The following is a 14,491-nucleotide window of genomic DNA, read 5'->3' as shown; positions in this document are numbered from 1 at the left end:
AACGCGCCGCATGGGTAAAACGTACACGGGCGTTGACATTGGGGATAGCAGCATCAAGCTGGCGGTTTGCGACGGTGCAACCGTAAGCAAAGTTGCGATTGAAACGCTTCCCGACGGTCTTGTGGTGGATGGCCGTGTGGTCAGCCACGATGCGATGGCCGATCTCATCAAGAGCGTCGTGAAAAACACAGGCGGCGTGCCGAAGGACGCCGCATTCGTCGTGCCGGGCACCGACAGCCTGTTTCGTCGCTTGTCGCTTCCGGCCATGACCGAAAAAGAGCTGCAGCTCAACCTTCCTTACGAATTTCGCGACTACATTTCGCAAGGCAAGGACCGCTACGTATACGATTACGCGATGCTCGGCATGCAGGCGGGCCCCGACGGCGTGCCGGAGGGCATGGAGCTGCTGGCCGTCGCCGCGCCGAAGCAGGCCATTGCCGATTATACCGAGATGTTTCGTCGCGCTGGTCTGCACCTGCGCGTTGCGCTGCCCGAACAGGCGGCGTACCAAAACCTCGTGGGCGGCAATCCGAACGCGCTCGCGAACTGCTGCGTCATCGACTTCTCGCACCACGTGACCAAGCTGCACTTCTTCCTCGATGGCGCGTACGACGTTGCGCGCGTCATCGAGATTGGCGGCATCGACATCGACCGCGCTATCGCGCACGAGTTCGGCGTTGACGAACACGTTGCCGACCAGTATAAACGCTCCAATTTCGAAAACTCGCAAACCTCCGAAGCCGTCCGCGGCGTGTACCAGTCGATCGCGGTTGAAATTGGCCGTGCGCTCAACTTCTACGGCTTCAACAACCCGAACACCACCATCGAGGCCGCGTACTGCTGCGGCGGCGGATCGCTGCTCGTTCCGCTTGTCGAAGCGGTTGCCGACCATGCGGACATCCGCGTATCCTCGATTACCGACGTGCTGCCCTCTTCGAAGGTTTCGGCGGAAGAAACTATTCGCTGCCCTGCCGCCATCGGCGCAACCATGAAGGTGGGGAGGTAGCCATGAATCTGAAACAGGATGTGTCGCTGGGGTCGCTCAAGCGAGGCAAGGCGCCCACCTATCCCACCAAGACGTCGATCAACCTCGTCGATACCGAGAGGACGCGCGGCAATTTGGTGGTGCAGCTGGCGCTGTTCGTTATCGCGCTCGTGCTCATTGGCATATTCGCGAAGTTCGCCGTAGTCGATCCCTTGGCAAGCAGCATGGCGAGTAGCAACGACGTGGCCGCTGCGCAGGCGCGGCTCGATGCACTCACGGCTGAAAACGCCGATTACGCCGAATTGAACGCGCAGTACGATCGCTATGTGGTGCCCGGCCTGACCTCGGAAGAGCAGGACCTGACCGATCGCGACACCGTGCTCGACCTGCTGCAGCAGAAGGTTATGGACGTGGGCTACCTCTCCTCGCTGCGTGTGGTGGGCAACACGGCCACGGTCACGTGCCTCGGCGCGGATCTGAACCAGATATCGGCGCTCGTCGAGAACCTTGAAACCGACAAGCGCGTGTCGCACGTGACGGTTTCCACCGCTCAGGGCGAAAACGATAGCAGCACGTCGGCAACCATCCAGATTGTGTTCAAGGGAGCGAACGATACCGAGAACGACCAGTCTGCTGAGGGAGAGGGGGCCAGCAATGGCGCGGCGTAGCATCTTGAACCGTTCTTTCTCCACCCGCGAGACGGTGCTCATTTTGATTCTGGCGGTGCTCGTGATCGTGGCCTGCTATTACTTCCTCGTGATCAAGAACGTCGCCGACACCGTGGCGGCCAACAATCAGCAGCTCGCGCAAATCGAGGCGAGCACGGACGTGCAGGAATCGCTGGCCGTCGCGCGCACTCGCATGCAGGAGGAACTCGCGGCGCTTGGCGACAACGAGAACCTACCCGAGGTTGCGGTGTACGACAACATCCGCAGCGAGCTCGACGAGCTGAATGCGCTGCTGCAAAGCGCCACGACGTACAACCTTTCGTTCGGGCAGCCCACGCTTGAAGGGCAGCTGGTGCGCCGCCCGGTGACGGTGTCGTTCACCGTGCCGGACTACGCGTCGGCTCTCACCGTGGTGCGCGAGCTGGAAAACGGGAAGTATCGCTGCCAGATCAACGACATCTCGCTGACGGGTGACCTCCTTGCGAACGGAAGCGTCAGCAGCGTGAGTGCAACCCTCAGCGTGACCTACCTCGAAACCATCAACGGTGCCACCAACACGAGCGGCCTCGTGGAAAAAGACAACAAGTAGCCCTTGTCATCCTGAGCGGAGCGCGTAGCGCGGAGTCGAAGGATCCCGTGCTACGCGGTTCTAGTCCGGCCGGTATTCTTCGATGACGTAGCGGTCTTTGCCGTCCGCCTTAGCGCGGTAGAGGGCCTTGTCGGCTTGACGGTAGGCGCTCTGATACGAGTCGGCCTTGCCATCCAGCTTCACCCCGCCGATGCTCAGGGTCACCGTGCGATCCTCACCGTTCTGATCGGGGAACATCACGCCGCGCTCGACGATGCCGGCGCATGCCTGCTGCAGGCGTTCGAGGTCGATGGGCCCGTCGACGCAGATGGCGAACTCGTCGCCGCCCAAGCGACCGATGAGGTCTTGGGGGCGGAATGCTTGCGTGAGCGCTTCCGCGGTCTTTTGCAGCGCGCCATCGCCCGCGAGGTGGCCGTAGGTGTCGTTGACGCTCTTGAAGTCGTCAGTGTCTACCACCAGCAGCGCACCGGCGTTGCCGGTGACCAGCAGCGCGCCCGCTTTCTCCTGGAAGGTTTTCCAGTTCAGCAAGCTAGTAAGGCCGTCATGGTGCGCCCGCTCGGACAAGTCCATCTTCTCGCGCATCTCGTCGTCGATGTTTGCAATCTTTCCGATGACCGAAATGGGCTTGCCGGCGTCATCCTCCACGAAGTGCGACGTGATGCGCAGCCATTGTCGTGTATCGTCGCCCGTGCTGCACAGTACTTCGGTGACGGAATGAGCAGGCGAGGTGAACGCGTCGAGCAGCTCGGGGCTTCCGTTCGCACGGATGCGTTCGCGCGCATTGTCGACTGAGAGGTACGACGACTTTTCGTCGGATTCGGCCGCTATGTCAGGGAAGCCGCTGAGCGCATTTTTCGACTTCGAAATGCGTAGCGTGTCCGTCTTGATGGAGTACTCGAAGAACTGCTCGTTGGCCAGGCGGTACAGCTCCTGGAAACGAAGATTCTCCTCGCGCACGGTGCGTGCGGCAACAACGCGCGAACGCAAGTACAACATAAGCAGCACGATGATAATGACCAGGAGCGATATGAAACCGAGGGCGAATTCCAGCAAGTGGTCACCGATGAACAGGTTGATCTGTTCTCCCTGGTCAATGAGGGAATTATCGTAAATGATGGAATCGAGTTCGGCGGTGCTGAGATCGCGCAGCGACTTGTTGATGATGACGAGCAGCTCGGGCTCGACCGGCTGAACCACACCGAAGCAGATGTCGATCGATTGCGTCGAGGCCGGCAGATAGAGCAGGTTCGTCAAGTTGTCGATGCTGAGGTAGTAGGGCGTGGTGTACGACGTGCCGTACGTGTAGTCGGCCTTCCCTGCGTTGACCGCCTCGAAACACTCCTCGAGCGTATCGTACACGACGACGTCGGCACCCTCGGGGGCGAGGGCGGCGGATTCCCACGGCAACGCGAGCTTCTTGTTTTTGAGATCGTCGGGGTCGACGAACTTGTTGTACACAAGCAGCGAGGAGGTGGACATGTAAGGAGCGGTCAGCGAAACGCCAAGCTCTTTGGATTCGGTGCCGGTGTCGTTGATGCCGCCGACGATGTCGACATCTGCATCGCGAATAGCGGCTGCGAGATCGTCCGAGCGCGGTATCTCGACGATCTCGAACGAGAGCCCTGAATTTTGAGTTAGGTAGTCGAGCACTCCCTTGGTGACGCCCTTGAACTCGCCGGTCTGCTCGTTGAACGTTTGGAGCGGCGCCTTTTCAGAGATGATACCCACGCGCAGCGTCTCGTGCTGACGCGAGTATTCCTTCTCCTCGTCGGTGAGGGTGAAGTTGGTCTCGGATTTCATGAAATACTTGTCGTACAGGTTGTCCTGCAACGTCGGATTGCTCTCGTTGATGCGCTGGATGGTGGCATCGATCTCGTCGATAATGGTGCGGTCGCCCTTCGGTCCGGCGAAGAAGTAGGGTCGTTCGGCGAACGAAGCGACGATGTGCGCATTCGGGTAAATGTTGATATCGATTTCTAGGAACGTGTCGGCTTCTCCCGCTTCCACTTTCTCGAGCATCTCCTCGGTGCTCGTGCAATCGACGGTGACGAGGTTGATTCCGTTTTGCTGGCAGAAATATTCAAGTTCCGCGCGTCGCTTCTTGGCGGTGGCGTTGATGGCGACGCGGAGCTCTTCCTGCGTAAACAGGTCGGTTTGCGACACGGTGGCGCCCGAGTTCAGTACGAACAGCGAAGTGTGAGCCGCGCCGTAGCTGTTCTCGGGATATTCGTACATTTCGCCGAGCGCAGGGCTGTACGTCATGCCGCCCTCGATGTCCACTTCTCCGTTGTCGAGCATTTCCATGAGGTTGATAGCTTGATCGTTGCCGGTCTCGCCTTCGGCTTCGACGAATTCGTACGTCCAGCCGGTGAACTGAGCGATGCGCATCAGGTAGTCGTACGTGTAGCCTGAGTACGTCCCATCCTCGTTTTGCGAAAGCGAGCCTTCATGATCCATGTAGCCCACTTTTATAACGCGTTGGGCGGCCGGTGTCTCACTCTTCTCGTTTTGGGCGAGCGCCGTGCTCGATCCGAGAGGCATGCATGCAATGAGGATGCAGACAAGTATCGCCGAGAGGAATGCTCTCGTGCGACCACGAAGAATCAAGTCTCGATATCCTCTTTTCGCCACGCTGCCTCATTCTGTCTACGCAGCCACCAAGGCAGCGCTTATGTGTTCTTCGAAGACCTCAGTATAGCTCGTTCCATTCATAAATGCTCCGGGGGGGGGGGCTTCTTTACGATTGTACGAAGAATTGAGGCTGGCGGATTTCCGACAACAAAAAAGCGCTCCCCAAGGGAAGCGCTTCTACATACGATGGTGGTCGGAGGGGGACTTGAACCCTCGACACGCGGATTTTCAGTCCGCTGCTCTACCAACTGAGCTACCCGACCACATCAAGCGTCCGTGAGGACGTGGAACGATATTGTACCGGTCGTTGGGGCCGGGGTCAAGCGCTGATATGCGATTTTCGCACGAAAGATTAGGCGGTTTGGGCGCCGTCGACGTCGTCGTCTTCCACGCGGCCGCGAATCTTCTTCACCGAGCGACCCAGCATGCCGCCGAGCTTCGGCAGGTTCTTCGGCCCGAAGATAACGAGCACCACCACCAGAATCAGTATGAGCTCAGGCATGCCCATTCCAAATATCTTCATAGCGTGCTCCTTTCGGGGTGTTTCGTCGCTGACGGTAGCAGCGCGCATCGAGCATTATAGCAACCATAAATTTGAAGTCACTATAAATTTGAAGTAAAACTGACAATATTGACGCAAAGAGGAACGACGGCCCGTATAATGCATGACGGAAACGCGGATGCATGACGTAAGAGCATATGAGGGAGCGCGAAACATGGCACAAGAAGCTCAGGAAGGCGACCGACCGGTTGGGCTGCGCGAGCGAAAGCGGCGGGCGACGCGCTCGGCCATCGAGCGCGCGGCTATCACGCTCGTGGACGAATGCGGCTACGAGGGCGTGACGGTTGCGCAGATTTGCGATCGCGCGAACGTGTCGCAGGGCACGTTCTTCAACTACTTTCCCACGAAGGACGCCGCCATCGTAGGCATCGGGGTGTACGAGCTCGACCCGAACACGGTGCATGCGGCGTTCGACCGCCTCATGCCGTCGTCGATGTATCACGCAACGCTGTCGCTGTTCCTCGACGTGGTGGGCTCGTTCGACTGGAAAAGCGACATCGCCGCGCTGCGTATGGCGCTCGTGAAGGACACGCCGGCGCTCATGCGACTCTTCCTCGACAACACGTTCGGATTCGTGAGTGATTTTCGCTTGATCGTGACGACCTATATGGCAGAACATCCCGCGTGCCGAGCATGTGCGGCGGAGATGTCGGCCGAAGAAGAGGCCAGCATCGTGGTATCCGAGGCGCTCGAAGCGGCGAAGTTCGCGCTGTACCACGTGGCCGACGACCCCGCCGGCGGCCTGCCGAAAGCGACCGAGGTGGAAGCCATCATCAGGCGCATTGTGGGATAGCGCCGATGCCCCCGGTTCGCTACACTGAGCACATCACATTAAGCGAAAAGACAACCAAAGGAGTGCGAATGCCCTGCGAAGAAAACAGCCCCGTCGTCGGCATCATCATGGGTTCTGAAAGCGACATGCCCGCCATGGAGCCGTGCATGAAGCAGCTCGACGAGTTCGGCGTGCCCTACGAGGTGAAGGTGGCGAGCGCGCATCGCAAGCCGGCCGAGGTGCACGAGTGGGCAAGCACGGCGCACGAGCGCGGCATCCGCGTGATCGTGGCGGCGGCGGGCAAGGCTGCGCACCTGGGCGGCGTTGTGGCGGCGTACACCCCGAACCCCGTGATCACCGTGCCCATGAAGACGAGCGACCTGGGCGGCCTCGACTCGCTGCTGTCCATGGTGCAGATGCCCTCCGGCGTGCCGGTGGCGTGCGTGGCCATCAACGGCGCGAAGAATGCCGCCATCCTCGCCGTGCAGATCCTCGGCACCGGCTGCGACGGCGCCCGCCAGAAAATCATCGACTTCAAGCAAGGCATGGCCGACGCGTAAGCAGAACCGCGCGCACGCGTTCCGCACCCCGGCAGTTCTCGTTCTCAACGCCCCCGTATGCTTCGGCATGCGGGGGCGTACAATTTTCTGAACATCCTGCAACATTTTCCGCGACGCCGGCATGTTCGGGGTAAGGAGGCGGTTTCCGGTTGACCACGACGTTGCGTTCAGATGAGTTCATGCACCATGCCCTGCACGAATGGGAGGACATGGTCTATCGCCTTGCGCTCAGTCAGACGCACGAACCCGCCGACGCAAACGACATCTGCCAGGAGACGTTCATCAGCCTGCTGAAGGACGTCACAGTTTTTCGGGACGACGAGCACCTCAAGGCGTGGCTCATCCGCGTGGCCATCAACCGGTGCCATCAACTTCGCCGCACGGCGTCGCGGCATCGGACGCAGCCGCTTCCCGATGACGAGTCGTTGCTGCCGACGTCGCCGGCCGCGTCGGAGGCGCTGCTTGCGAACGACGTGTGGCGCGTGCTGGGCACCTTGCCGCAGAAGTATCGCGCGGTCGTGCACCTTCATTATGTGGAAGGGTACGCCACGGAGGAGATCGCCGAGATTTTGAAATGCCGTCCCGCGACGGTGCGTAGCCGTTTGCATCGCGCCCGCGCGCAGCTCAAAACGCTGTTGGAACAGGAGGAGTCCCGTGAGCAAATCGCCGATGGACGAGTATCGTGCTTTGATGGAAGAGGTCAAGAGCCCGAATTCGGTGCATGAGGATATCCTCTCCGAAATCGAGCGCGCGCGGCGTGCCGAGCGTCGGACTCGCGTCCCCCATGCGCGCCGGCAGCCGGCCGCGCCTCGTCGGCGGCGGTGGCTGCCCCTCGCGGCGGCGGGTGTGTGTGCGCTCGTGATTGCGGTGGCGCTCATCCCGCTTGGAACGGGGAAGGCGCCGGGGGTTTCGCAGAGCTTCTCCGTGCAGGCGTATGCGTCGGGAACGCGCACGCTCGTGCCTCCCACTGAGGACGGCATGATCGTGTTCGACCGTTCGGGCAATTTGACCACGGCGGATAAGGATTGGTACCTGCGGTACGGCAAGTACACGGGCTGCATGTTCACCGTCAAGGGCGAGGGCATCGTGCGCATTCAGGCCACCACGTCGGCGGGCATGTTCTATCGCAATAGCTACGAGACGGTGAACGGGCGAGATGACCCCGAGCGCGTTGCCGAATTGAGCCTATGGAAACCGACGAAGGCGGGGCTGGGAGAATACTACGGCCTGTACGAGGACGTGGAGATCGTTGATGGGTTCGGGGTGCCTGATCCTGATCGGGACATCACGGTGAAACTCACGAAGATGCTCGGTTCCACCATCGACCTGCCCATCGACGAGCAGGATGACAGCGACGCGAAGAGCTTCGGCCTGTGGACGAACGCGGACTACGGCGACGTTGCCGACAGCGCGGAGAGCCCGCTTGCGAACACCGATGCGGTCTTCGACACGTTCGACGGCCAGACCATCACGGTGACCGCGTACTTCGAAGACGGTTCATGCGCTACGCAGACCATCGAGCTGCACACCGCTGACTTCAAGGCGCAGATGGACGACCCCGACGCTTTCTACGGGTACGGCGACATCACGATCTACCCTGAGATCGTCGATCGTTCCACCATGCCGAACGTGTATGCGCCCGAGGTCACCGAAGACGGCGCGTGCTTCTGGCTCCATTCGCTCTATGGCGTCATCGTTGACGAGACCGAGGGGCCGCATCCGTATCCGCTCGATAACGCGAACGAGTGGCTGAACGATACCGTGCCGTTCGTATTCGACCGGGCAAACACGTTCGAGCCGGTGGAGAACGCGGTGATCGGCGAGGACTCGATCTGCGATCCTTCGTCGTCGGTGATCGTGTCCGTGCCGGAAAACGGGTCGTGGGCCAGCCAAGATTCAGAACCGCGCGAGCTGGAAGTGGCGAATTTGAGGCTCGAACGAAGCGCACAGCTGCCGTTCGGACTGGCTGTTGAGGATACGATCGAATACGCGGGCTATCGGGGAGATATGGCGTATGCGAACAAGGTGTCGGAGGAACAGATGGGCTACCATATCGAGGATGACGGCAGCTTGACGTCGGGATTCTCGTATCGCACGGTCACGTTCGAGGCGACGAACCGCTCCGACGGCGAGGTCTTGCTCTACACGGCGGCTTTGGGGGATCTTGCGGTGCTCGACGACAACGAGGGGCATTTCTCCAGAATGGCGAGCCGCATGATGTGGACGACGGGCTTCGATGCTGCCACGAATTCCGGTTGGGACTGCGTCCTTGCGCCGGGCGAGACGCGCGAGCTGTCCGTGGTGTACGTGGTGTCCGACGAACTCGACGAGCAAGACGACCCGTTGTTCTGCCTCTCTTCGTACCAGGGCGACAGCGTGGCCTTCCGCATCAAATCGCTGCTATAGCATGCCCTTCGCGGATGCGCCCTTCGGGGTGCATCCGCGTTTGCTATCATGATGCGACAAGAATGTTTCACGTGAAACATCTGTTTGCATTGGCTGGGGGCAACGCGATATGACGAAGAAACTGCTGATGGGCAACGAGGCGTTCGCGCATGCGGCGCTTGAGGCCGGAGTGCGCGTGGTGGCCGGGTATCCGGGCACGCCGTCGTCCGAGCTGATTGAAACGGTGGCGAAGCTCCATGGCGAAGGGGCCGCGCGCGGCATCCATGTGGAGTGGTCCACGAACGAGAAGAGCGCGCTCGAGCTGCTGGCCGGCGCGTCGTACACGGGTGCGCGCTGCCTGTTCACCTGCAAGCAGGTGGGCCTCAACGTGGCGTCCGACGCGCTCATGAGCTTGAACTACGTGGGCGTCAAGGGCGGCATGGTGCTGTTCGTGGCCGACGATCCGGGTCCCATCTCGTCGCAGACCGAGCAGGACACGCGTCGTTTCGCGAGCTTCGCGAAGGTGCCCGTGCTCGATCCCGCCACGCCCGATCAGGGCTTCGCCATGATGCAGGCTGCGTTCGACCTGTCCGAGCGCTACCACACGCCCGTCATCGTGCGTCCCACCACGCGCATCAACCACGCCTCGACGTTCTTCGACGTTGCGGACGTCACCGACGCGCGCCCGGTGCCCGACGAGGGCTTCGAGCGCGATTCCAAGTGGGTCATCTTCCCGCGCCGCGCCTACCAGGCGCACGGCGAAATCAACGAGCGGCTTGCGGCCATCGCGCACGACTTCGCCGCCGAGCCGACGCTCGCGGCGTTCAACCCGGCGGCGGAAAGCGGCACGACGCCGCGGCTCGGCATCGTGGCCGGCGGCGTGTCGGCGGCGTACGCGCGCGAGGCGCTGCGCATGGTGGAGGCCCGCGCAGCCGAGCGGGGCGTCGAGGTTCCCGCCTACCGCTTCTGGCAAGTGGGCACGCCCTACCCCTTCCCGGAGGAATTGGCTGCGCAATTCACCGAGGGCTTGCAGCAGGTGCTCGTGCTGGAAGAGCTCGATCACGTGCTGGAAGACGCGCTGCTCGTGCACGCCGGCCGCACCCATGCCGCCTTCGAGGTGAAAGGCAAGCTGACGGGCGACACGCGCGACCGCGGCGAGAACGACGTGGACGACAGCGCCGCGCGCATCGCGGCGTTCCTCGGCATTCCCGCAGCTGCGCCCGCGGCTGCCCCGGCCTCCTACGATGCCGCGGACGACCCGCTGCCGGTGCGCCCGCCGGTGCTGTGCGCGGGCTGCCCCCATCGCGGCAGCTTCTACGCGGTGAAGCGCGCGCTGGGCAAAACGCCCGCCGTGCTGTGCGGCGACATCGGCTGCTACACGCTGGGCAACGCGCAGCCGCTCGACGCGGTGGACACGTGCCTGTGCATGGGCGCGGGAATCACCATGGCGCAGGGCTTCTCGGTGGCCGAGCCGCACAAGAAAACGCTCGCGTTCGTGGGCGATTCGACGTTCTTCGCGAGCGGCCTGCCCGGCATCGTGAACGCCGTGTACAACGGCCACGACGTCACAGTGTGCGTGCTCGACAACGCCACCACGGCCATGACCGGCTCGCAGCCGCACCCCGGAACCGGCGTCACGCTCATGGGCCCGAAGCGCGAGCCCATCTCCATCCAGCGCGTGCTGGAGGCCGTCGGGTTCACCTGTATCGTGCATGCTGACCCGCTCGACCTCGAGGGCTCCATCGCGGCGGTGAAGGAGGCCGTCGACTTCGAGGGCCCGTCGGCCATCCTGTTCGAATCGCCGTGCATCCAGTTGGTGAAGCCGGGCGCTCCGGCCCTCGTCGATGCGGAAGCGTGCACGGGCTGCAAGAAGTGCATCACCGAAATCGGCTGCCCCGGCATCGGCTTCGACCCCGACGCGCGTGGCCCGAAGAGCCGCGAGCGCGGCCAAGCGTTCGTGGACCCCAGCCTCTGCAACGGCTGCGGTCTCTGTACGCAAATATGCCCCTTCGATGCGCTGGGGATGACCCAAACAAATGTTTCACGTGAAACATCGGCGCCTGCGTCGGCGGAAGGAGGCTCCCGTGCGTAATGTGATGCTTGCAGGCGTGGGTGGTCAGGGCACGGTGCTCGCTGCGAAGGTGTTGGCGCAGGCTGCGCAGGACAAGGGTTGGCAGGTGCGCACGGCCGAGACCATCGGCATGGCGCAGCGCGGCGGCAACGTGGTGTCGCACGTGCGCATGGGCGACGAGGGCGAGGAGGTGTTCGCGCCCCTGCTCGCGCAGGGCACGGCCGACCTCATCATCGCGTTCGAGCCGGCCGAGGCCGCGCGCGTGCTTCCCTTCCTCGCGCCCGACGGCCTCCTCGTCACCGCCACCACGGCCATTCAACCGGTGACGGCGGCGCTGTCCGATCGGCCCTACCGCGCCGACGACGTGGTAGCGCGCATCGAGCAAGCGCTCGAAGGCTCGGAGCAGCGCTTCATCGCCGTTGACGACGCGGCGCTCACCGATGCGGTGAGCAGCCGTAAGGTGCTCAACTCGGTGCTGCTGGCAAGCGCGCTCAAGGAGGGGCGCATCGCGCTCGACCTCGACGACTTGCGCCGCGCCATCGAGGAGTGCGTCAAGCCCCGTTTCGTCGCGCTCAATGTGGCCGCCATCGACGCGGTAGAGAAGGCGTAATAATTAAAGAACACCCCCTCTAACGTATCCGATGCTGTTATACTGAATCACCTGATGGCATGCATAGAGGGCGGGGGCATGATGCAACACACGATGAACCAGGCATGGCTGGACGAAGCGGTTGCCCTGTCCAAAAAGCTGTGGGGCGCGTACCTCATCGAGCCGTCGGACGAAAGCATGCAGTTCATCGTGGACGCTATCGACCCTCAGGGACTGTCGCTCATCGGCACCGGCAAGCACGAGTTCTATGCAAGCCTCGCGTCCTTCCTTGAGGGCCTCGAGCGCGATCAGCAAGAGGCCGAAGACGTCACCTTCGAAATCCTCGACGAGTACTACGAGGCGCGCCCTCTCGGCTCCGACGGATGCGTCGTGTTCGGCACGCTGTGGGTGCGCGAACGCCCAGATCGTCCGAAACCGCTGCTCGTCGAGATGGACACCCGCTTCACGCTGCTCTTCCGCCGCGACGGCGACCGCTGGTTCATGAGCCACCTGCACCACTCCACGCCCAACGTCGACCAGCGACGCGAGGAGTACTATCCCAAAACGGCCACCGAGCAGGCGAACGCCGCGCTCGAATACTCCAAGGCGCTCGAGCGCCGCGCCGACCTCGACTCCATGACCGAGCTGCTCAACCACGCGGCCTTCGAGAAGCACGTGGCCGCCGCGCTCACCCGCGGCAGCACCGACAGCGCGTTCTTCATGATCGACCTCGACAACTTCAAGCAGGTGAACGACACGCTCGGCCATCCCGAGGGCGACCGCGTCATCGTGGAATTCGCCGATACGCTCGGGCGCGTGTTCGCCCGCGACGCGCTCGTTGGACGCATGGGCGGCGACGAGTTCGCCGTGTTCTCCACCGCGCCGCTGTCCATCGAGGAAGCGGAGGCGAAGGCGCGCGAGCTCATTGACACGTGGACGTCCCATTCGGCTTCCCGCGCCGTGCCGTTGGGGTGCTCGCTCGGCATCGTGCGCGTTGCGCGCGGCAAGACGTTCTACGACTTGTACCGCGCCGCCGACGAGGCGCTGTACGCGAGCAAGGGGCGTGGCAAGGGCTGCTTCAGCTGGTGATCGATTTTCGCTAGGCAAGCGCGGCGCGTTCGCCTAGAATAGCAAGCATGGAACATGCGAACGACATCTTCTCCATCCCAGCCGTGGTTTCGGCGGGGCGATGGCTTTAGCTTCAAGACTCGCGCCTGCGGGCTTGAAGCATCTTCATACCCTGAACTCGCCCATCGTCTGAGAAGAGGACCGTCATGCAGCTTACCAACGACCAGTTCGCGCTCATCAAAACCCAGTTCGCCACGCTCAAAGACCGCTCGCCGTTCTACGCGGCGAAGTTCGAGGGCATCGACCTTTCCGACGTGCAGACGCAGGAGGACTTCGAGAAGCTCCCGTTCTCGGAGAAGGACGACCTGCGCAACGCCTACCCGCTCGGCCTGCAGGCCGTCCCCGACGAGGAAGTGGTGCGCATCCACTCGTCATCAGGCACGACGGGCACGCCGGTCATCGTCCCCTACACGCAACAGGACGTGACCGACTGGGCCATCCAGTTCGCGCGCTGCTACGAAACGGCGGGCATCACCAACACCGACCGCATCCAGATCACGCCGGGCTACGGTCTGTGGACGGCCGGCATCGGCTTCCAGCTGGGCGCCGAGCGCCTGGGTGCCATGGCCATCCCCATGGGTCCCGGCAACACCGAGAAGCAGCTGAAGATGATGCAGGACTTGAAGTCCACCGTGCTGTGCGCCACCAGCTCGTACGCGCTGCTGCTGGCCGAGGAAATCGCCGAGCGCAACCTGCGCGACAAGGTGTACCTGCGCAAGGGCGTCATCGGCTCCGAGCGGTGGGGCGACAAGATGCGCCAGCGCATCGCCAACGAGCTGGGCGTCGAGATCTTCGACATCTACGGCCTCACCGAGGTGTACGGCCCCGGCATCGGCATCTCGTGCACCGAGCATCACGGCATGCATGTGTGGGCCGACTACGTGTACGTGGAAGTGGTCGATCCCGTCACCGGCGCGCCGGTGCCCGACGGCGAGGTGGGCGAACTCGTACTGACCACGCTGCGCAAGCAGGGCGCCCCGCTCATCCGCTACCGCACGCACGACCTCACGCGCATCATCCCGGGCGACTGCGCCTGCGGCTTGGAGCACCCGCGCATCGACACGCTGACGGGCCGCACCGACGACATGTTCAAGGTGAAGGGCTGCAACATCTTCCCCGCCCAGGTGGAGGAAGTCATTGCCGCCACCGGCGGCACGTCGAGCGAGTACCAGGTGATGATCGAGAACATCAGCGGCAAAGACGTGCTCACCGTGCTGTTCGAGACGCCGCTCGAGGATGAGGCCAAGGAGCGCGCGCAGGAGGAGCTGGCCCTCATCTTCAAGGCGAAGTGCGGCTGCACCCCCGACGCCATCGGCGTCCCCATGGGCGAACTCCCGCGCAGCGAGAAGAAAACGAAGCGCATCTTCGACAGCAGGTACTAAGAACCCACAAGGCGGCCGCGCGAGAATCCCTGCGCGGCCGCCTCAAATTTGTGCTGGGTGGGGATGCTCCACTGTGGTAGAGTATGCGCATGCATTCTGCGAAGGGACATACCACGATTGAGCAGCGCTGGCGTCTTCAGCTTGACGTTGCCGCGGTGTGCCGCTCCCT

Annotated in this window: 13 protein-coding genes and 1 tRNA gene; 11 read left to right on the top strand and 3 right to left on the bottom strand. The window is 62.6% G+C overall.

Going from position 1 to position 14,491, the window contains the following annotated elements:
* The first annotated feature begins 10 nt into the window (after positions 1–10).
* The 3 genes from pilM to C1876_RS02365 are packed head-to-tail and all read left to right on the top strand — an operon-like array spanning position 11 to position 2,242.
* Positions 11–1,006: a pilus assembly protein PilM gene (gene pilM / locus C1876_RS02375; protein ID WP_114545129.1), complete on the top strand. Its 996-nt coding sequence runs from the start codon at positions 11–13 to the stop codon at positions 1,004–1,006.
* A 2-nt stretch (positions 1,007–1,008) separates the two neighbouring features.
* On the top strand, positions 1,009–1,653 hold the full coding sequence (locus C1876_RS02370; protein WP_114545128.1) for a PilN family protein: 645 nt from the start codon (positions 1,009–1,011) through the stop codon (positions 1,651–1,653).
* The gene (locus tag C1876_RS02365; RefSeq protein ID WP_114545127.1) at positions 1,640–2,242 is read left to right on the top strand and encodes a type II secretion system protein M; all 603 of its coding nucleotides are present in this window, start codon (positions 1,640–1,642) and stop codon (positions 2,240–2,242) included. The genes C1876_RS02370 and C1876_RS02365 overlap by 14 nt, the downstream gene beginning before the upstream one ends.
* 60 nt (positions 2,243–2,302) lie before the next feature.
* On the opposite strand, the gene C1876_RS02360 is transcribed toward C1876_RS02365, so the two are convergent.
* From C1876_RS02360 to C1876_RS02350, 3 genes are all read right to left on the bottom strand, one after another.
* Positions 2,303–4,699, bottom strand: coding sequence for a transporter substrate-binding domain-containing diguanylate cyclase (locus tag C1876_RS02360; RefSeq protein ID WP_244909997.1), 2,397 nt, complete (start codon positions 4,697–4,699; stop codon positions 2,303–2,305).
* A gap of 361 nt (positions 4,700–5,060) precedes the next feature.
* A tRNA-Phe gene (locus tag C1876_RS02355) sits at positions 5,061–5,136 on the bottom strand.
* A gap of 89 nt (positions 5,137–5,225) precedes the next feature.
* On the bottom strand, positions 5,226–5,396 hold the full coding sequence (locus C1876_RS02350; protein ID WP_114545126.1) for a twin-arginine translocase TatA/TatE family subunit: 171 nt from the start codon (positions 5,394–5,396) through the stop codon (positions 5,226–5,228).
* A 193-nt stretch (positions 5,397–5,589) separates the two neighbouring features.
* Between C1876_RS02350 and C1876_RS02345 the strand changes: the two genes are divergently transcribed.
* From C1876_RS02345 to C1876_RS02310, 8 genes are all read left to right on the top strand, one after another.
* Positions 5,590–6,228, top strand: coding sequence for a TetR/AcrR family transcriptional regulator (locus C1876_RS02345; RefSeq protein ID WP_114545125.1), 639 nt, complete (start codon positions 5,590–5,592; stop codon positions 6,226–6,228).
* 68 nt (positions 6,229–6,296) lie between these two features.
* Entirely contained in the window at positions 6,297–6,767 is a 471-nt protein-coding gene (gene purE / locus C1876_RS02340; protein WP_114545124.1) for a 5-(carboxyamino)imidazole ribonucleotide mutase, read from the top strand.
* Between the two features lie 149 nt (positions 6,768–6,916).
* Positions 6,917–7,492, top strand: coding sequence for an RNA polymerase sigma factor (locus C1876_RS02335; RefSeq protein WP_114545123.1), 576 nt, complete (start codon positions 6,917–6,919; stop codon positions 7,490–7,492).
* Positions 7,422–9,173: a hypothetical protein gene (locus tag C1876_RS02330; protein ID WP_148044497.1), complete on the top strand. Its 1,752-nt coding sequence runs from the start codon at positions 7,422–7,424 to the stop codon at positions 9,171–9,173. The genes C1876_RS02335 and C1876_RS02330 overlap by 71 nt, the downstream gene beginning before the upstream one ends.
* Positions 9,174–9,282: 109 nt before the next feature.
* Positions 9,283–11,244, top strand: a complete 1,962-nt coding sequence (locus C1876_RS02325) for a thiamine pyrophosphate-dependent enzyme (RefSeq protein ID WP_114545121.1) — start codon at positions 9,283–9,285, stop codon at positions 11,242–11,244.
* Positions 11,237–11,833, top strand: a complete 597-nt coding sequence (locus C1876_RS02320; protein WP_114545120.1) for an indolepyruvate oxidoreductase subunit beta — start codon at positions 11,237–11,239, stop codon at positions 11,831–11,833. Before C1876_RS02325 ends, C1876_RS02320 begins: the two co-directional genes overlap by 8 nt.
* A gap of 78 nt (positions 11,834–11,911) precedes the next feature.
* A complete protein-coding gene (locus C1876_RS02315; protein WP_244909996.1) occupies positions 11,912–12,901 on the top strand; it encodes a diguanylate cyclase domain-containing protein in 990 nt (329 codons plus the stop codon).
* Between the two features lie 185 nt (positions 12,902–13,086).
* Complete coding sequence (locus tag C1876_RS02310) at positions 13,087–14,322, top strand: phenylacetate--CoA ligase family protein (RefSeq protein ID WP_114545119.1); 1,236 nt, start codon at positions 13,087–13,089, stop codon at positions 14,320–14,322.
* Positions 14,323–14,491: the final 169 nt, after the last annotated feature.

This window comes from Eggerthella sinensis, assembly GCF_003339815.1.
Classification (GTDB): domain Bacteria; phylum Actinomycetota; class Coriobacteriia; order Coriobacteriales; family Eggerthellaceae; genus Eggerthella; species Eggerthella sinensis.
The sequence above is the reverse complement of the archived record's forward strand: the minus strand, read 5'-3'. Positions and strand labels throughout refer to the sequence as shown.

Bases quoted from the DNA above. Each gene is read 5' to 3' on its own strand.
- pilM (WP_114545129.1), top strand. From the start codon at position 11: ATGGGTAAAACGTACACGGGCGTTGACATTGGGGATAGCAGCATCAAG.
- C1876_RS02370 (WP_114545128.1), top strand. From the start codon at position 1,009: ATGAATCTGAAACAGGATGTGTCGCTGGGGTCGCTCAAGCGAGGCAAG.
- C1876_RS02365 (WP_114545127.1), top strand. From the start codon at position 1,640: ATGGCGCGGCGTAGCATCTTGAACCGTTCTTTCTCCACCCGCGAGACG.
- C1876_RS02360 (WP_244909997.1), bottom strand. From the start codon at position 4,699: ATGGATCATGAAGGCTCGCTTTCGCAAAACGAGGATGGGACGTACTCA.
- C1876_RS02350 (WP_114545126.1), bottom strand. From the start codon at position 5,396: ATGAAGATATTTGGAATGGGCATGCCTGAGCTCATACTGATTCTGGTG.
- C1876_RS02345 (WP_114545125.1), top strand. From the start codon at position 5,590: ATGGCACAAGAAGCTCAGGAAGGCGACCGACCGGTTGGGCTGCGCGAG.
- purE (WP_114545124.1), top strand. From the start codon at position 6,297: ATGCCCTGCGAAGAAAACAGCCCCGTCGTCGGCATCATCATGGGTTCT.
- C1876_RS02325 (WP_114545121.1), top strand. From the start codon at position 9,283: ATGACGAAGAAACTGCTGATGGGCAACGAGGCGTTCGCGCATGCGGCG.
- C1876_RS02315 (WP_244909996.1), top strand. From the start codon at position 11,912: ATGATGCAACACACGATGAACCAGGCATGGCTGGACGAAGCGGTTGCC.
- C1876_RS02310 (WP_114545119.1), top strand. From the start codon at position 13,087: ATGCAGCTTACCAACGACCAGTTCGCGCTCATCAAAACCCAGTTCGCC.